At 31.5% G+C, this 18636-nt stretch carries 16 protein-coding genes and 1 pseudogene; 16 read left to right on the top strand and 1 reads right to left on the bottom strand.

Annotated features, from left to right (window positions below; all coding sequences use genetic code 11):
* Positions 1-5 precede the first annotated feature (5 nt).
* From F8162_RS29040 to F8162_RS06475, 16 genes and pseudogenes are all read left to right on the top strand, one after another.
* Positions 6-288, top strand: a pseudogene (locus F8162_RS29040) (fatty-acid--CoA ligase); the annotation flags it as partial.
* Positions 289-363: 75 nt separating this feature from the next.
* Positions 364-1371, top strand: a complete 1008-nt coding sequence (locus F8162_RS06545; RefSeq protein WP_151630199.1) for a LytTR family transcriptional regulator DNA-binding domain-containing protein — start codon at positions 364-366, stop codon at positions 1369-1371.
* A gap of 181 nt (positions 1372-1552) precedes the next feature.
* Complete coding sequence (locus F8162_RS06540) at positions 1553-2395, top strand: ATP-binding cassette domain-containing protein (protein WP_151630200.1); 843 nt, start codon at positions 1553-1555, stop codon at positions 2393-2395.
* Positions 2395-3102, top strand: coding sequence for an ABC transporter permease (locus tag F8162_RS06535; protein ID WP_151630201.1), 708 nt, complete (start codon positions 2395-2397; stop codon positions 3100-3102). Before F8162_RS06540 ends, F8162_RS06535 begins: the two co-directional genes overlap by 1 nt.
* 161 nt (positions 3103-3263) lie before the next feature.
* Entirely contained in the window at positions 3264-4169 is a 906-nt protein-coding gene (locus F8162_RS06530; protein ID WP_151630202.1) for a M23 family metallopeptidase, read from the top strand.
* Positions 4170-4453: 284 nt separating this feature from the next.
* Positions 4454-4588, top strand: coding sequence for a hypothetical protein (locus tag F8162_RS06525; protein WP_000008903.1), 135 nt, complete (start codon positions 4454-4456; stop codon positions 4586-4588).
* 165 nt (positions 4589-4753) lie between these two features.
* Entirely contained in the window at positions 4754-5602 is an 849-nt protein-coding gene (locus tag F8162_RS06520; RefSeq protein ID WP_151630203.1) for a polysaccharide deacetylase family protein, read from the top strand.
* Between the two features lie 321 nt (positions 5603-5923).
* On the top strand, positions 5924-6196 hold the full coding sequence (gene spoIIID, locus F8162_RS06515; protein WP_000544012.1) for a sporulation transcriptional regulator SpoIIID: 273 nt from the start codon (positions 5924-5926) through the stop codon (positions 6194-6196).
* A 161-nt stretch (positions 6197-6357) separates the two neighbouring features.
* Positions 6358-7359 (top strand): rod shape-determining protein, encoded by a 1002-nt coding sequence (locus F8162_RS06510; protein WP_016085501.1) that lies wholly within the window; start codon positions 6358-6360, stop codon positions 7357-7359.
* A 769-nt stretch (positions 7360-8128) separates the two neighbouring features.
* Positions 8129-8524 (top strand): glycerol-3-phosphate cytidylyltransferase, encoded by a 396-nt coding sequence (gene tagD, locus F8162_RS06505; protein WP_151630204.1) that lies wholly within the window; start codon positions 8129-8131, stop codon positions 8522-8524.
* A 5-nt stretch (positions 8525-8529) separates the two neighbouring features.
* Positions 8530-9726 carry a CDP-glycerol glycerophosphotransferase family protein gene (locus tag F8162_RS06500; RefSeq protein WP_151630205.1) on the top strand — a complete coding sequence of 399 codons (1197 nt, stop codon included), beginning with the start codon at positions 8530-8532 and terminating at the stop codon, positions 9724-9726.
* A complete protein-coding gene (locus F8162_RS06495; protein ID WP_151630206.1) occupies positions 9713-11845 on the top strand; it encodes a CDP-glycerol:glycerophosphate glycerophosphotransferase in 2133 nt (710 codons plus the stop codon). Before F8162_RS06500 ends, F8162_RS06495 begins: the two co-directional genes overlap by 14 nt.
* A 58-nt stretch (positions 11846-11903) precedes the next feature.
* The gene (locus F8162_RS06490) at positions 11904-13100 is read left to right on the top strand and encodes a CDP-glycerol glycerophosphotransferase family protein (protein ID WP_151630207.1); all 1197 of its coding nucleotides are present in this window, start codon (positions 11904-11906) and stop codon (positions 13098-13100) included.
* 2 nt (positions 13101-13102) lie between these two features.
* A complete protein-coding gene (locus F8162_RS06485) occupies positions 13103-13906 on the top strand; it encodes an ABC transporter permease (protein ID WP_151630208.1) in 804 nt (267 codons plus the stop codon).
* A gap of 15 nt (positions 13907-13921) precedes the next feature.
* The gene (gene tagH / locus F8162_RS06480; RefSeq protein ID WP_151630209.1) at positions 13922-15598 is read left to right on the top strand and encodes a teichoic acids export ABC transporter ATP-binding subunit TagH; all 1677 of its coding nucleotides are present in this window, start codon (positions 13922-13924) and stop codon (positions 15596-15598) included.
* A gap of 21 nt (positions 15599-15619) precedes the next feature.
* A complete protein-coding gene (locus F8162_RS06475; protein ID WP_151630210.1) occupies positions 15620-17995 on the top strand; it encodes a CDP-glycerol glycerophosphotransferase family protein in 2376 nt (791 codons plus the stop codon).
* A 456-nt stretch (positions 17996-18451) separates the two neighbouring features.
* On the opposite strand, the gene F8162_RS06465 is transcribed toward F8162_RS06475, so the two are convergent.
* Positions 18452-18636, bottom strand: a 185-nt coding sequence (locus F8162_RS06465) for a UDP-N-acetylglucosamine 2-epimerase (protein ID WP_192797610.1), incomplete at its 5' end; no start/stop codon positions are given.

The raw sequence follows: 18636 nt of genomic DNA, 5'->3' as shown, positions 1-18636 counted from the left end.
CAGCGATGATAGAACTCTGTTTAAGGGGTCCGTGGATCGCTGGAAGCTATTATAAGGATGAACGTACAGAAAGACATCAATGAAAGACGGATGGCTTCATACAGGAGATATTGTCACGGTTGACTAGGAAGGGTTTATTAAGATTGCTGATCGAGAAGTGGAGGCGAATGGATTTCCTCCGTAGATTGAGAAAATGCCTTAATGTCGCATGATAAAGTGTTAAAAGGATCTGTTGTGGCGGTGCTGCATGAAAAATGGAAAAAACGTCCCATTGCTTGCGTCTTTTTATAATACTTCATAAAATATCAAAATCTTCCATTAATTGTTTGGTATAATAAGATAAAAACATTTGGAGGAGACAGAATGGCGTTACTCGAGCTGAGACAATTAGGGAAGACGAACCAGTTACCGGCAGTTGAGCTAGAGGTTGAGCAAGGACAATGTGTTGTTTTGCAATGTAATAACCATACAGCTAAAGTGTTGCACCGTATTATTATTGGTGAGCAAGAAGCTTCAACTGGAAATGTGCTATTTGAGGGAAAAGCAATTGGAAAGAAAAATTATTCTCGCATCGGTTTTTGTTTTTTGAAAGATGAGGCATACGACCGTTTGAAGGTGAAGGAATACTTCAAGTTCTTAATAGGTCTTTATGAATCGAATATGAGTACGGAAGAAGTCGTGCAATATGTCGGCCTCTTAGATAAGCTAAACGTTAAAATAGAAAAACTATCATTTTCAGAGAAACGTCGCCTTCATATTGGGCGTGTTATGATTCATAATCCAGACTTAGTTATTTTGGAAGAGCCGGAGCAAAATGTAGATACAGAGAGCACGATTATTATTCGAAAATCAATTATGAAAATGAAAGAGCAAGGAAAAGCGATTTTTATTACGTCATCCTTTCTATCGGACGCCCTGTCGTTAACAGAGGATGTATACATTTTAAATAACGATGGTGTGAGGAAGATAGAAATTGAACAAGAAGAAGTGGAAGAGGTTGATGGAGAAAAAGTTGTTCAAATGATTCCACAAATGAAACTTGAAAGAATTCCAGCAAAAGTGAACGATAAAATCATTTTACTTGATCCGATGGAAATTCATTTCATTGAAACGCAAAACGGAGTGACACATATTCATGTACGCGAAGGTGATTTCGTATGTGCATTAACATTAAGTGAACTAGAAGCGAGATTAACAGGATTCGGTTTCTTTAGATGTCATCGCTCGTACCTTGTGAATTTACAAAGAGTACGAGAAGTGATTACGTGGACGCGTAATAGTTTTAGTTTAATTTTGGATGACGAAAGAAAAAGTTCGATTCCGCTTTCAAAAGGACGAATGGATGAACTAAAAGGTGTGATTGGGCTATAAAAAGTGCTCCAATAAGCTCAAAATACGATTCATTCACCGGTAAAAATACTCCTTTTACCGGTATTTTACTGCGTAACCTCTTTGTTTTTCATATGATTGAGTCAAGAAAAGCGAAACAAACAAACGAAAAGCGCTAAAGCGACTTTCATCTATAAAAGAAAAAAACAAAGGGGATGACGAGATGACATTAGCAATTGAAATGAAAGATGTAATGAAAAGTTTTAACGAAAAAACGGCACTTCGAAATGTAAATATTGAAGTGAAGCAAGGAGAAATTTTTGGATTCCTTGGACCGAGTGGATCTGGGAAAACGACAACAGTAAAGATTTTAACTTCTCAATTACTTCATAGTGTTGGAACAGTGAGGGTACTAGGCAGAGATATTACAGGACCAAGCAGCATCGATTACAAACGAATTGGTATTTTAACAGACAATAGCGGTTTATATGAGAGACTTAGCATTTACGATAACTTGCTATTATTTTGTGACTTATACGGTTGTAAAAAAGAAAGAATCGATGAAGTACTAGCGCAAGTGAATCTATTAGATGATAAAAAGACACCAGTAAAGAAACTATCAAAAGGAATGAAGCAGCGCGTCACACTAGCAAGAGCAATTCTTCATAAACCAGATATCCTCTTCTTAGACGAACCAACATCTGCACTCGATCCAGTAAACGTACAAAACATTCATAAAATCTTAACAGACTTAAATAAAGAAGGAACGACGATTTTCTTAACGACGCACAACATGGACGAAGCAGAAACGCTTTGTAACCGCATCGCCTTTCTATGTGGCGGAGAAATTGTAGCGCTTGATACACCAGAAAACCTTCGCCTACAATACGCGAAAGATCAAATACAAGTCGTATTAAAAGATAAGCAAAAAGAAATCGTACAAAAAGACGAATTAGGTGCAAAACGTATTTCAGAATGGATGAAAAAAGGCGAATTACTATCGATTCATTCACACGAACCAACGCTAGGCGATATCTTTATTGAAGTTACTGGGAGGGGATTATAATGACATTTTCAATGAGACGATTTTCAGCTATTTTTCGGAAAGAGGTACAGGATTTTAAAACGAATTCACAAACTTTAATTATGATGGCAATGCCAGTTTTCTTTGCAATACTATTTAGTCGCGCAGATAACTTTAGGGAAGTTGGGGCAGGTACATTAACTGCGATGGCGTTAGTTATGGTCGGAGGTTTTGTACAGGCAATGCTCATCGCTGAAGAAAAGGAAAAAAATACGCTTCGTGTTCTTATGCTATCACCAGCATCATCTATTGAAGTGTTAATTGGCAAAAGTTCATTAACAGGTCTGATTACAGTTGCAATTTGTTTTATTAATCTACTTATTTTAGGTAAATTAGAAGGTAATTTTGCATTATTATTACTCATCTTTGTTCTTGGAATGCTAATATTTAATCTCATTGGCACTTGTATCGGATTATTAGCTCAAAATGTGCCACAAACCTCAACAATTGGATTGCCAATATTAATGACATTTCTTTTGGGTGACTTAATTGGAATGTTTGTGAAGAATGAAGTAGTTACAAAGATAATTGATTATTTACCAACTCGTCATATCGGTCTTGCAGTTAGTAGTGTTATAAAAGGTGAAGGTTTTAGTGCAATTGCTAGTAATTTATTGAATATAACTATTTGGTTAGTCGCAGTACTTGTTATTACACTCTTCATTTATAGAAAGAAACAAATGGACTAAAAACTGAGCTAAAACGCTCAGTTTTTTCTTTTTTCTATCATTTCCTCGGAAATTTTGTAATTCCTATACATATTTTTACAGGTTTTGTCGAAAAGTAATTAGTTATACGTTGTATAGGATACGTGAATATTGTTCAAAATGATTGCTGAGGTGATGATGGAATGCGAGGAAGAAATAATAAAAAGTCGCAAAAGGTAGTACATTTATTTCAAAAAAGATGGGTGTTTCCGGCACTGTACATTGCTTGTGCAGCGGTAATCTTAATGGTTGCGCTATGGTTCCAAGGAGCTAATCCGAAGAAGACTCCGAACCAAGATCAAGCAACACCGTATACACAATCGGAAGATCCAGCAGTACCAGTAACGAAATCTTCAGAAGTAGTGAAAATGCCAGCTGCCGCTAATGCGGAAGTAGTCGTACAAAAGAAGTTCTATGAAGATGCAGCAACTGAGGCGGAACAAGAAAAAGCACTTGTTTTTTATAACAACACATATTCCCCAAACAAAGGAATTGACATTGCTGCGAAGAATGGAAAAGAATTCAATGTTACAGCTGCTTTAAGTGGTACAGTAACGAAAGCTGAAAAAGATTCACTTCTTGGTTATGTTGTAACAGTTGATAGTGGAAATGGTGTAGCAGCTTCTTATCAAAGCTTAGGCAGTGTAAAAGTAGAAAAAGGTGCACGAGTTGTACAAGGTGAAGTATTAGGAAAATCCGGTCTAAGTGCAATGAATAAAGAAGCAGGTTCTCACGTTCACTTTGAAGTACGTAAAGACAATGTGGCTGTGAACCCTGAACGTTACTTAAATAAATCAGTAGCAGAAATTAAAGCTGATGCAGGTGCTGCAAAGGCAACGAACGCTTCTGGTAAAAAAGCTGATGACAAATCTCAAAAAGAAGAAAAGTCAACGAGCACGAAACCAGAAAGTAAAACAGAAGATAAGTCTCAAAAAGAAGAGAAATCAACTAGCGGTTCGACTAGTGACAAAAAAGAAGAACCGAAGAAAGAAGAAAAATCAACAAATGGTTCTACCGAATCATCTAACAGTTCTTCTTCACAAGAATAAAACAGTAAAAAATCAGTTCTCTAAGAGAGCTGATTTTTTTACTTTCACCCCGCATTAACGGGCAGTAAGACCCCCTACTTCAAAATTCAGTAAAAGCTAAGAAGTTAGGTTGGGGTCAACTGCCCGTAAAAGCCCGATTGGTTCAACTAATAATCAGTGGGAAATGGCGCCCACTGATTAAAGTTTCACTTTATATAAAAATACTCAATTTCGAGAAAAAAGTTGCAATAACAAGGAAAAATGACGAGATTCTCGAATATATATTACAAAAGGGAGGGGATACTGTGTCATTTTTGTTTGTTCTGTCGACTGCTATTATTTTATTGTTTGTTTTATTCACTTTATATTATTATATTGCCGGTAAGAAAGAGGTTCCCCACCATCAGTTATTAGAAGAAGAGTTGGAACGAGAAGAATGACACTCTAAGAAAGAGTGTCTTTTTCTTTTTGTACACCTATTGGAATTTTTAAAGCTAGACCGTATAATACTAATTGTGATTTTTTACATAAGAAAACGATATTTGAATGCAGTAGGTCTCTAAAATACTGTGTTTTTTTGTTGTGATTGAGGGGGAAGTTTTAAATTGAAAGCTAGAGGAAGCGAAAGTTCGAAAAAATTATTTATTTTAATAGCGGTTGTAGTAGCGCTAATTGCTGGGATTGGATTTTTTATTTTTAATAAAATGAATGCTGAAAGTAACCAGAAGAAGGTACCTGTTTTACAGTATTACTATTTAGCTAAAGATAAAGATAAGAAGGATAATCCAGAATTTAAGGATAAGAAAAATATTTTATCTGTAAGTGAATTTGAAAAACAAATTAAATATTTAGCAGACAATAAGTATCATGCGTTAACGCTAAAGGAATTTGAGGGTTTTATAAAAGATAAGAAGTCACTTCCTGAAAAAAGTGTACTAATTACATTTGATAATTCTTCAAAATCAAATTATGTCTATGCATACCCAATTCTAAAAAAATATAAAATGCATGCCGTTTCATTTGCAGTATCATCTAAACTAACTGAGCAAGTTCAAAAATTTGATCCTAAGAATATTCAAAGATTAAGTAAAGTTGAGCTAGAAAAGATGAAGGGTGTATTTGAAATAGGAAGTCATACACACGATCTTCATAAAGAAATTGATAATGAGCCAGCTTTAATTAAAACAGCTAAAGACGATGTGAAAAAAGATATTTTGCAAAGTAATAAATTATTGCAAACAAAATATTTCTCTTATCCATTTGGGAAATATAATAAAGCTTCAGTAGAAGCGATAAACGAGTTGAAAGTAGAATTAGCTTTTAATAGTTCACCAGGGTATGCTACAGAGAACAGTGAACCACTCGAGATCAAACGTTGGTTTATCTCGTCAGGGACTACAATTGATCAGTTCTCAAAAATTGTTGCTGGTAAATATGAAATTGTTAAAAAATAATAAAAAGCCATTAGAATTTGTTGAAATTCTAATGGCTTTTTTTATTAAGTATATCAAATGCTTTTCCTGTTTCCGTTGAAAAAATATTTTTTCTTCACTTAGTCCGCAAAAATAGTGAACATGTAGCATATATCAGTAGTGCGGGCAATACAATGGTATAAACCAAAGCAAAGAGAGTGTTTGAGGTGAGAAATCGTGAATCATTTCATTATAAATCCAAGAATGTTTAACGCTTACAAACAGCACTCACACTTACTTCTTAGTCGTATGCAGCGAGGCTCATTTCACACTTCTCACATCCAATTTAGGGAGGCGAGTGGTGTGCACGATTACATCAAAGAGAGAACTATCAAGATTGGTAAGTATATCGTGGAGACAAGAAAGACAGTGCGTGTCATTGCAAAGGAATTTGGGGTATCAAAGAGTACAGTCCATAAAGATTTAACAGAACGTCTACCAGAAATTAATCCAGAGCTCGCAAATGAAGTGAAAGAAATTCTTGATTATCATAAGTCTATTCGTCATTTAAGAGGCGGAGAAGCAACAAAACAAAAGTATAGAAAAGAAGATGTAGAAAAGCCGGTACGTCAATAAATATGCGATCGCAAACATTCCGTTTCAATTCGGTAATATTTTTCAGAAGAATTCTTTTTGCGAATATTACGTTTCTGTTAAATTTATGATAAAATCAGAAATTAGGTGTAAAAGAATTCAGGTGTAACCTGATTTTGAATATCGAGGAGGAAAAAACGGGAATGTTTGCGCGAGATATCGGAATTGACCTAGGTACGGCTAACGTATTAATCCATGTTAAAGGTAAGGGTATTGTATTAAATGAACCGTCTGTTGTTGCAATTGATCGTAACACAGGTAAAGTATTAGCAGTAGGTGAAGAAGCAAGAAGTATGGTGGGACGTACGCCTGGTAATATTGTAGCCATTCGTCCACTAAAAGATGGTGTAATCGCAGATTTCGAAATTACAGAAGCGATGTTAAAGTATTTCATTAACAAATTGGACGTAAAGAGCTTCTTTTCAAAACCTCGCATTTTAATTTGTTGTCCAACAAATATCACATCAGTAGAACAAAAAGCAATTCGTGAGGCTGCTGAACGTTCAGGTGGTAAAACAGTATTTTTAGAAGAAGAACCAAAAGTAGCCGCAGTTGGTGCTGGTATGGAAATCTTCCAACCAAGCGGTAACATGGTTGTTGATATTGGTGGAGGTACAACAGATATCGCTGTACTATCTATGGGTGATATTGTTACCTCTTCCTCTATCAAAATGGCTGGCGATAAGTTTGATATGGAGATCTTAAACTATGTTAAACGTAAGTATAAGCTATTAATTGGAGAACGTACTTCAGAAAATATTAAAATTAAAGTTGGTACAGTATTCCCAGGTGCACGTAGCGAAGAGCTTGAAATTCGCGGACGTGACATGGTAACTGGTTTACCACGTACAATTACAGTATGCTCTGAAGAAATTACAGAAGCACTAAAAGAAGACGCAGCTGTCATTGTACAAGCTGCAAAAGGTGTACTAGAGCGCACACCACCAGAATTATCTGCGGACATCATCGACCGTGGTGTTATTCTAACAGGCGGTGGAGCTTTACTACACGGTATCGACATGCTTCTAGCAGAAGAACTAAAAGTACCAGTATTAATTGCTGAAAACCCAATGCACTGCGTTGCGGTTGGTACAGGTATTATGTTAGAGAATATTGATAAATTACCACGTCGTGCTTTGAGATAAGGCTGTATTTATATGAGAAGTTAGGAAGATTTTTATTAAATTGTAGAACGAATAATGGATACTTTGTAAAAAGTCCGTTATTCGTTTTTTTTATGTTTCTGTACTTAATTTCTAGGCACGGCTAGAGAAAAAATAAAATTAATGTAATTCAAAAACAGTTAAATGAAAATAAAATCATCAACAAAGTATTGGAATAATAACTATTTATCAGATTGCCTTCAAGATGAAATATATATTTTTGGTTATGTGAGGTAATAATTTACCCGTAAATATTGGGAAAATAAGAATTTATAAATAGAAGAAGCATAGTTGAATTGAAGTTTAATAATTCACAGTTATGTCAATGCGTATAAGTAATATCGATTAAGGTTTATGGCCGTTATCAGAAAAATGTTTAATTATTATTTCGAAAAAAATTTTGAAGGCTATCAGTTTAATGATAAAATCACTTTTATTTTAACAGAGATTGACTTTACAGATTTTAAACTTATCCAGCAATAGTAAAAATATCTCAAATTAAAAAGGATTTAATAAAAGATAAATAAAACAATTATTGTTTGTCGAAATATGATATAATCGTTTTTGTGAAAAGTAATGTAAATTAATTGTAAATTAGGTGTGAACTTATTGTGAACTCTATGTGAAAAGCAAATGAATTCACATGAGTTTTATTTTTGATTAGAAATGGGACGTTTGTTAATTACAATGGGTAATATAGAGTTGTGTTAGCTTAATAAATCATTGTGAGAGTTTAGGGAGGACGACATTGATGAAAAAAGTTATTACATATGGAACATTTGACTTATTGCATTGGGGACATATTAATTTATTGAAAAGAGCAAAAAGTCTAGGTGACCATTTAACTGTAGCAGTATCTTCAGATGAATTTAATGCTATGAAAAATAAAAAAGCATACCACAGTTTTGAACATCGTAAAATGATTATTGAGGCTATCCGTTACGTAGATGAAGTAATTCCAGAATGTAGTTGGGATCAAAAGAAAAAGGACGTTGTAAACAAAGATATAGATATTTTTGTTATGGGAGACGATTGGAATGGGGAATTTGATTATTTAAAGGATCATTGCAAAGTCGTCTATTTACCACGTACGGTAGGGATTTCAACTACTAAGATTAAAAAGGAATTGGTTTTAGTAGCTAGATAGTTTTGATGATGAGAGAAATTATTATTACAGTATATTTGACCATAGTTAAACTTCTATCTAGTATCTGCGTATTATTTCCACTTCAAAATAAAGTAACATTCGTTATGTCCTATGGGGAAAATCATTTTTTTATTTATGAAGAAATGAAAAAACAAAATATTGATTGTAAAGTTGTTTTTTTGTATAAACCAACCTGTAAATATAAATTAGAGAAAAATCTAAAAGTAAAAAGTTATAAATTTGAAAGCTTAAATATAATTCATACGATAAAGGCTATCTATCATATTTCAACATCGAAATATGTAATTATCGATAATTATTTTGGGACATTAGCAGCAATCAGTTTCCAAAAAAAGGGGAATTGTATTCAAATTTGGCATGCGGCGGGGGCAATTAAAAAATTTGGATTATTAAGTAGTTCTTTTAAACAGAGAAGCTTGAGGGTACAACAACGTTTTTTAAAGGTTTATAATACATTTCATAAAGTTGTTGTAGGGTCAGAAAGCTTAGCGGCAATCTATATGAAAGCATTTGGTATATCTAGGGACTGCATACTTACGACAGGAGTCCCACGTACAGATTTATTTTTTGATGAGAAAAAAAAGGCAAGGATTAAGAAAGAAATTATATCTGATAATTTAAATTTAAAAGAGAAAAAGGTAATTTTATATGCCCCAACTTTTCGTAATGAAGAGTTGGATGAGTATAATTTTTACTTAGATATAGAGAGTATGTATAGTGGCCTTAAGGATGAATATGTTCTTCTCATCCGGCTGCATCCGGCAATTAGGAAAAAGATGGAGTATGATGGAAAATACAAAGGTTTTCTGTATGATTACTCATTTTATCCAAATGTAAATGAATTATTTTTGATAACTGATATTTTAATAACTGATTATTCTTCCATTCCTTTTGAATTCTGTCTATTACATAAACCAATGATTTTCTTTGCACCTGATTTAAATGAATATGTACAAAAAAGTGGGGTAATTGATGAATATATTTCTAGCGTCCCAGGTCCGGTTATATACAATACAGATGAGGTAGTCAATGAAATTAAAAAAGGTATTTTAGAATCAGATAAAATTGAGGGATTTACAAATAAATGGAATCAGTATTCTTTTGGAAATGCTAGTGAAAACTTTATAAATGTCATATTTAAGGACGATAATTTTGGGAGTGTAAAGGATGAAAACGGTTAGTGTTATTGTACCCGTATACAATAAGGAAGACTATCTTAAGAGATGTATAAACTCTATACTGAATCAAACATATACGAATTTGGAAATTATTTTAATAAATGATGGTTCTACTGATAATAGTAAGGGGATTTTGAAAGAATTTGCTAGGGGATATGAACAAATCAGATATTATGAATTTCAGAGAAACCATGGGGTAGCTAAAGCTAGAAACTATGGTCTTAGTAAAGCAACAGGAGAATATGTATATTTTTTAGATGCAGATGATTATTTAATGGTACAAGCAGTTGAAGTTCTTGTGGATAATATTAGGGATTATAGTGCTATAGCAGGGCCCTTTTTAAAAAAAACAGTAAAATACTCTAGTATAGAAGATGTAAATGTTCAATTATATACACAAGAAAACAAAATTAAAATGTTACGTGGGAAGACAGTTCTAAACGTTTTGTTTAGTAATAAGCATATTAGGCGCTATAAATTAAACTTTGATGAAGAGGTATCATTCTTTTCAGATTTAACATTTTTAATACCATTGTTAGCGAAAGAAGATACATTTCCGATGATAAATCTCCCACTTTATATTAAGGGTGAATGCTATGAACCAATTGATAATCCTACACTATCAATTATAGCTACTAAATATAAAATACACGATTTTTTTTCTGTATACAAGAGTTTAAAAGTCAATTGCTATAAAAATATCCACATATACAATTATTTAGATGAATTATTACTGAGTTTCTATTTTAAGAATATAACAACTAGCATTCGGAAGACCCCTAGTCTCCTAGAAAAGCATTTTAATGATTTAAAAACAAATGTAGATTTAATTAGTTTAGATATTATAAAAAAGAGAAATTTTTTAGAACGTTTAGAATTGCAGTGGATTAAAAAGGGAAATAAAAAGTCTACCTTTATATGCATGAAAATTAGAACTTTATATAAAAGATGGAAAAGGGCTTTTAAAGGTAAAAAAAGTCTTTATCAAGAGATATATAGGACGATTTTAGTAAAATTACCGATGAATGAAAAAACAATTGTTTTTGAAAGTTTTGCGGGGAAAAGTTATTCATGTAATCCACGATATATATACGAGTACTTAGTAAATACTAATAAGGATTTTAATTTTGTTTGGATATTTAATGAATTAGATAAGGACATATTTGGGGATGCAAAAAAAGTAAAGAGATTCAGTTGGAAATACTACTACTATTTAGCGACATCTAAATATTGGGTTACTAACACTAGAATGCCGAATAATCTATCTAAAAGGAAAGAAACGATTTATTTACAAACATGGCATGGAACACCATTAAAAAGGTTAGCGGCAGATATGAAAGAAGTTTATATGCCTGGTACAACGACTGAGAAATATAAAAAGAATTTTTATAATGAATCACGTAATTGGGATTATCTCGTTTCCCCTAATCAGTATTCTACTGAAATTTTTAAAAGAGCCTTTAAATATGATCAGGAGATTCTAGAATTTGGATATCCAAGAAACGATATCCTATGTGAAAATGATAGGGGAAGGAAAGAGAACGCGAACAGGATTAAAGACAGAATTGGTATTCCGAAAGATAAGAAGGTAATTTTATATGCACCTACATGGCGTGATGATGAATTCTATGAAAAAGGCAAGTATAGATTTGAGCTGAAATTAAACTTGAAAGAAATGCAAGAAAAATTTGGAGATCAATATGTAATTGCGCTTAGAATGCATTATCTAGTTGCTGATCATGTCAATATAGAAGGTATGGAGAAATTTGTATATGAGCTATCTAAATATGATGACATTGCAGAACTATATTTGATTTCAGACATTTTAATTACAGACTATTCTTCTGTATTTTTCGATTATGCTAATTTACGTAGACCAATATTGTTTTTTACTTATGATATTTCAAAATATCGTAGTATACTCCGTGGTTTTTATATGGATTTTGAAAAAGAAGCGCCAGGTCCATTGCTAGAGACATCGGATCAAGTAATTAATGCTATTTCGAATATTGAAAGTATCGAAATAGAATATAAAGAGGCATTTAATCGTTTTTACAATAAGTTTTGTCATCTTGATAATGGAATGGCTGCTAAAAGAATTTCTGAAAAAGTATTTAAATAATGGTTTAGTTTACCTGATAAAACTTTATAGAATAAGAGATGAAAGGTGTAGCCTTTGCATGGATGTATTGAGAAAGATAAAACAGGGATTTATAGTTTCAAGAATGTGTAAGTTAGTATTTTTATTATTGAGTTGCTTACCAGCCAAGAAACAATTAATTGTGTTTGAAAGCTATTCAGGAAAGCAATATAGTTGCAACCCAAGGGCTTTGTATGAATACCTAAGTAAACATCACCCAGATTTAGAATTAATTTGGAGCGTGAATAAAAATTTTAAAAAGGAATTTGATACAAAAAAAATCCCATATGTAACTAAGTTTTCACTACAATGGTTTATAGTAATGGTGCGTGCGAAATATTGGATCGTGAATAGTAGGATGCCAGCATGGATTGTAAAACCCAAGCATACGATTTATATACAAACATGGCATGGGACCCCACTAAAAAAACTGGCAATGGATATGAAGGAAGTTTATATGCCAGGTACCACAACAGAAAAATATAAAGAAAATTTTCGGAAAGAAGTACAGAATTGGGACTATCTTTTGTCTCCAAATAAATATTCAACCCAAATTTTTAAAAGGGCATTTCAATTTAATAAAACAGTGATAGAAGCAGGGTATCCTCGGAATGATTTTTTATATACTGGTAATAACTTCAAAAAAATACGTGCATTAAAAAGGAAAAATAAACTACCTTTGGATAAAAAGATTATTTTATACGCACCAACATGGCGAGATAATCACTTTTATGGTAAAGGAAAGTATAAGTTTGATTTAAGGCTAGACTTAAGGAATTTACAACAGCAACTGGGAAAAGACTATATTATATTACTTAGAATGCACTATCTAGTTGCAGAACAGTTTGATTTAAGTGGTTATGACGGTTTTGTATATGATTTTTCCGGTTATTTAGATATTAATGAAATATATCTTATGGCGGATTTGCTTATTACGGATTATTCCTCTGTATTCTTTGATTATGCTAATTTAAAACGACCAATTATTTTTTACACATATGATATTGAATCTTACCGCGATCGATTAAGAGGCTTCTATTTTAATTTAGAAAATGAGGCACCGGGTCCAGTTGTGAAAACAAACGAAGAGTTAGTAAGTGCTATTTTAAATTATGAGATGAAGGGATTAGGGGAATTTAAGAAAAAGTACAATGAGTTTTACAATCAATATTGTCACCTAGAAAATGGTGATTCCTCTGAAAAGGTAGTTAAGAAAATATTCTTTGGAGAGATATAAAAATGAATTCAGTAGCAATTGTATTAAAGGAACAGATAAAGAGTCTTCATTTAATTAAAAGATTGTCTATTTATCAAATAAAAAGCACAAATAGCAATAATTATTTAGGAATTATTTGGGAATTTCTAAATCCGTTAATCCAAATGAGTGTTTACTGGTTTGTTTTTGGATTAGGTATTCGTGGTGGTCAAGGAGTTAATGGTATACCTTTTATATATTGGTTAACAGCGGGTTTATTAGTATGGTTCTTTATTAATCCAGCAATTATTCAGGGGTCTAAGTCTATATATACTCGAATAAATATTATTTCCAAAATGAATTTTCCAATGAGTGTTATTCCGAGTTATGTAATTATGGCTAATTTCTATCAACATTTAATACTTTTTGGGATTGTAACATTAATATTTTTAGTTATAGGGCCAGGTATTTCAATTAACTATATACAAATTGTTTATTATATGTTTGCTACAATCATATTTTTATTTTCTTTTACTCTAATTACTTCTACTTTAGCAACGGTGGTTCGTGATATACAAATGATTGTACAAGCAGTAATGAGAATGATGTTATATTTAACACCTATTTTATGGACACCTGAAAAATTACCATCTGTAATTCAAAAAATAATGCAACTAAATCCATTAGGTTATATTGTTGAAGGGTATCGTCAATCTTTATTAGGAACAGGATGGTTTTACCAAGATATAAAACAAACGCTTTATTTTTGGGGGATTGTTTTGTTTATGCTATTTTTAGGATCAATTTTACACATTAAATTTAGGAAACATTTTATAGATTATCTATGATGGGATTTGTGATTAATGAGTTATTCAGTGAGATTTAATAATGTATCCAAAAAATATAAAATGCATAGTAAAAGCACGGATAAACTAAAGGATATTTTATATCCGAATGGATTCGGTGAAGAGTTTTATGCATTAAAAAATGCAAGTTTTGAGGCTGATAGGGGAGATATTATAGGGATCCTTGGTATAAATGGATCAGGTAAATCTACGATATCAAGTTTAATAGCTGGTGTGACACCAGCTACATCTGGAGATTTAGAAGTCAAGGGAAAAGTTTCGCTTATCGCAATTGCAGCTGGATTAAATAAACAGTTAACTGGTAGAGAAAATATAGAGCTTAAATGTTTAATGATGGGATTGAATAAAGAGGAGATTCAAAATTTAACGCCAGAAATCATAGATTTTGCTGATATTGGACAGTTCATTGATATGCCTGTAAAAAAATATTCGAGTGGAATGAAATCTCGTTTAGGTTTTGCAATCTCAGTTAGTATTAATCCGGATGTGCTTATTATTGATGAAGCACTATCAGTGGGTGATCAAACATTTGCTGATAAATGTTTGAAACGTATGAATGAATTTAAAGAGCAAGGAAAAACAATGTTTTTTGTTAGTCATTCTTTAGGACAAATAAAAAAATTTTGCACAAAAGCTTTATGGCTTGAACATGGGCAAGTTAGAGAATACGGGGTTATTCAAGATGTTCTACCTAATTATGAGCAGTTTTTAAAAGAGTATAAGGCCATGAGTAAGGAAGAACAATGTAAATTCAAAGAGGAAGGTATGAAAAAAAGATTATATCCCAATAAAGTAGTAGAACAAAAAGAAGAAGTATATAAAAAGGAAGAATATTGGATTGCTTTGGGGGCGGGAATTGGCCCAAGAAATAAGCGTAAACACAAAAAATATATCGTAGGTACTAGTATTTTATTGTTAAGTACTATAATTGGTTGTGGTTTATATTTGGGTAAGGATTATTTATTCCAAAAGTCAGAGGCAAAAGAGAAATTTATTGAAGAAGTAAAAAATCAGGAACAAATAAAGAACGTGAATCCTTTAGAAGCCTTAGATATCCGGTATACAAATGTTGCAAAGGCTACGATTCGTAGTAACCCAGATTTGAATAGTAAATCACTTGGAATTATGCCGTTTGGGCAATCTTTTGTTGTTAAAGGAAAACAACAAAATGAGCAATCAGGTATGAATTGGCTAAAGCTCAATTATTTAGATGGAACAGAAGGTTGGATTAGTGAAGCAATAGTAACAACTATTCCATTTAACACAATTATTAAATACGAGGATATTTCTCCAAAAATTGTTAGTCTAATAGGTTCTTCTAAAAATATGGATCAAATATTATCTATCTTAGATAAAAGAAGAGAAGAAGTAGGTAGTACTTTAGGAAATATAAAAGATGAGAGTGATCTTTTAGAAGGGAAACTTGTAAAATATAGTGATATAGATGTTGTATATAATAGTCAATCTAGAGTAACAAAGGTAATCTTGAACAAGGTATCCTTTACAAAGGATGCACTAACAGCACAATTAGGAGAACCTAATTTAAAAGATGAGTATTCAGCTATATTCGTGTATAGATCAGATAAGTTTGACCTTTTATGCTATTTAAATGGTAATTCAGTTAATAAGTTAGAGATAAATTCAACTGTAGGATTAAATATAGATAAAAAATAAAAATAGGGGTGCACTGGCAATATGTATAAGCTTTATAAAAATATAATAGAAGTAATTGATGTGAATTTTTTACACATACATCTTTATGTTAAGAGCTTAAGTAAAGGAATAAAATTAAAAATGGAGGATCTCAAATTAGATTTACCAAAATTTCTTTTTGAATATGAGATTAGAGATCAAATCCTTTTTGAATATAAACTATCTGAGGAATATATTGTATATATATACGCTTTGAATAATAATATATACATATTAAGAGAAGACAAGGGGAAAAATGATAATTCCCCGCGTGAAGATATATATAGCTTTGATGTGAAAAACTTCAAAAAAAATCTTTTAGTAAGACAAAAAGGATTAACAAGACTGGAAATTATAGATAGAAGCCAAAATGAAATCATGACTATAGATAATTTTTTAACAGCTGAAGTAATAAATTTTAATGTAGGATATGAGATAGGAATTGGTAATGAAAACAAACGCTTTATTTTAATTTCAAAAGTTAGTTATGATATTTATAATATTGTTGTAACTTACGATAGTTTGAAAAAAGAGTTTAACGTATTTAAAATTCTTTTTAATGTATTAGTAGAACATCCTAGTATGAAAATTGAAATCCGAAATCGGAATGAAATATTCGTTGGAAATAAGTTAACTGGTACTCGAAAGGTGTTAAATTTTAAAAGATTATCTTTAAAGAAACCTAAAAAGCTTTTTGGTAAAGAAAGTGTTAAAAATTTTAAAGAAGAAAATATTTTATCGATTTGTGTAATTAATGGAGCAAGGTATTATATTTATATGAAACAAAATGGGATTTTTGCATTAAGGAGTAATCCACTAGCAGTAACGCAACATAAGGCAAATCTAAAAGTATTTTCAACAAATAAATTTTGCTATATTTATGGAAGATTTACGCATCATGCTTATAATTCGTTTAAAAAATATGATTATTTATATTTAAGAAATTCAGATTTTCAAGTTGCTAAATTTATCAGACCTTTTAGTCATATCAAATTTCTAAAGCGATTTGGTTTCTTTAGAGTGCCACTTTCGAACCTTGATATTGATGAGAGGATACATAATAATCTATTTGTTGGTAATGAAGATAGGTTGATTCATAATTTATGCTTTAAAAAAAATGATGAAAAGGTAAAAACTTATATTTTTAAAAAACACAAGGATCAACTTCAAGTTATTCGAACGAATTTACAAGGGAATATTACCTCTACTAGGATTCCTTATGCACCTGAATATTCGTTAACCAGCCGTCTAAAAATAAAAGTAGCTAAATTTGTTTCGAAATTCTTTAAAAATAAAAAGAAAAATTTGAACTTATATTTTGAAAAGAAAAGCAATAAAGCAGATGAATCAGCATATAGGGTGTTTGAATATATTATGAATTTGGATACACCGAAATCTATAAATTATTTCATTCTAAATAAGGAATCTAATCATTATAAATACATGAAGCAACAGCATGGATCTAATATTATAAAGAAATATAGCTTTAAACATTATCTTTCAATATATAATGCAGATTACTTTATTTCAAGTGAGTTATCTAATCATCTCCTAAATGATAGATTATATATAGATAGTTTGAGGAATAAAATTATGGAAGTTCCTTTAGTATTTTTACAACATGGTATTATGTTCGCAAAACCAGTTGATAATCCTATGGCGTTTGGCTTCCATAAGGATAAGAATCTATATAATATGTATAAGTCAGTAATTAGTTCTGAGCTAGAAGCAAAGGAATTTTATAAAATGCAATATAATAGAAATGATTTAATTTTAACAGGATTAGCTACTTTTGATTTTGCAAAGTTAGCACCTGATGCTGATAAAATTGCATATATGCCAACGTATAGATATTGGGAAGAGGGGCTCATTTATTGTGATAGTATAGAGGAAACCTCTTATTACAAGGCAATTATGAAGGTTATAAAGGGGTTTGAAGCCGCAGGCTTAATCGATAGATTGTTAATTGTGCCACATAATAAGTTTTCAGAGTTTATTTATAGAAATATGCCGGAATATAACCACATTATTTCTGATAATCCATCGGAAGCATTAAAGGTTTCAAAAGTATTTATTACAGATTATTCATCAGCTATTTATGATGCACAGTACCGTGGAGCATATCCTATTTTCTATTGGGAGGAAAAAGATTATTTAATCCAACAATATAAGGCTATTCCGCCTGTTAATGAGAGTAATAGTCCAGGTCCTGTTGTGTATAATATTGATGAATTAATACGTGTAGTAAATGATGCGATAAAAAACGATTATAAAATTGATAGACGGTATAAGAAAAGATATTCTCGAATTAACAAATTCAAAGATGGTAAAAATACAAATAGAATTGTAAGATTCTTAAAAGAAGATAATATTATATAATTGTAAATTGGAGAAAAATGATTTCAACTTTTTGTTGAAATCATTTTTTGTTAAAATAAAAATTTTTACAATTTTTGAGTGAAATTATATGTTTTGGGTAAAGACTCAGAGCCGATTGTTTGACACCAAAAACACATAGAGTGATACAAGGTCTTGTGCCTGAAATTTTAGTTTTTGCTGAATCATACCCGTTTGATACGCAAGTTTTTGTAAGTGATGGATAAAAAATTTATTTAAAAATTCGTCACCGAGTATGCGAAATTCATCAACTAATGGGTTATTGTTTGTAGATATAAATTAGGGTACCCTTTCATATGATACTGAATGAAAGGATACCCTAATTTTATTCATTTTCTTACGTTGATGGCTATGCCTATACTTTGAGGGGATTATTAGCCATTGTATAAATAGTTTCAAAATCATCTATAACATATTTGGACTCAATATAGCTATAATTTATCTTTGGAAGTGTTTTAAAATTGCTTCTACAATACGCTCTGATGCAAGGCCATCACCGTAAGGATTAGATGCTTTTGACATCTCATCATGAGCTTCTTTATTCGATAACAATTCATCAGCAAGGCTAAAGATTGTCTCTTCATCTGTTCCTGCTAATTTTAATGTACCCGCTTCAATACCTT

The sequence above is a fragment of the Bacillus sp. CH140a_4T genome, from assembly GCF_008923725.1.
GTDB lineage: Bacteria > Bacillota > Bacilli > Bacillales > Bacillaceae_G > Bacillus_A.
This window is presented reverse-complemented; position numbering and strand designations above follow the sequence as displayed.

Coding starts and splice junctions, on each gene's coding strand:
- F8162_RS06545 (WP_151630199.1), top strand. CDS start 364: ATGGCGTTACTCGAGCTGAGACAATTAGGGAAGACGAACCAGTTACCG.
- F8162_RS06540 (WP_151630200.1), top strand. CDS start 1,553: ATGACATTAGCAATTGAAATGAAAGATGTAATGAAAAGTTTTAACGAA.
- F8162_RS06535 (WP_151630201.1), top strand. CDS start 2,395: ATGACATTTTCAATGAGACGATTTTCAGCTATTTTTCGGAAAGAGGTA.
- F8162_RS06530 (WP_151630202.1), top strand. CDS start 3,264: ATGCGAGGAAGAAATAATAAAAAGTCGCAAAAGGTAGTACATTTATTT.
- F8162_RS06510 (WP_016085501.1), top strand. CDS start 6,358: ATGTTTGCGCGAGATATCGGAATTGACCTAGGTACGGCTAACGTATTA.
- tagD (WP_151630204.1), top strand. CDS start 8,129: ATGAAAAAAGTTATTACATATGGAACATTTGACTTATTGCATTGGGGA.
- F8162_RS06500 (WP_151630205.1), top strand. CDS start 8,530: ATGATGAGAGAAATTATTATTACAGTATATTTGACCATAGTTAAACTT.
- F8162_RS06495 (WP_151630206.1), top strand. CDS start 9,713: ATGAAAACGGTTAGTGTTATTGTACCCGTATACAATAAGGAAGACTAT.
- F8162_RS06490 (WP_151630207.1), top strand. CDS start 11,904: ATGGATGTATTGAGAAAGATAAAACAGGGATTTATAGTTTCAAGAATG.
- F8162_RS06485 (WP_151630208.1), top strand. CDS start 13,103: ATGAATTCAGTAGCAATTGTATTAAAGGAACAGATAAAGAGTCTTCAT.
- tagH (WP_151630209.1), top strand. CDS start 13,922: ATGAGTTATTCAGTGAGATTTAATAATGTATCCAAAAAATATAAAATG.
- F8162_RS06475 (WP_151630210.1), top strand. CDS start 15,620: ATGTATAAGCTTTATAAAAATATAATAGAAGTAATTGATGTGAATTTT.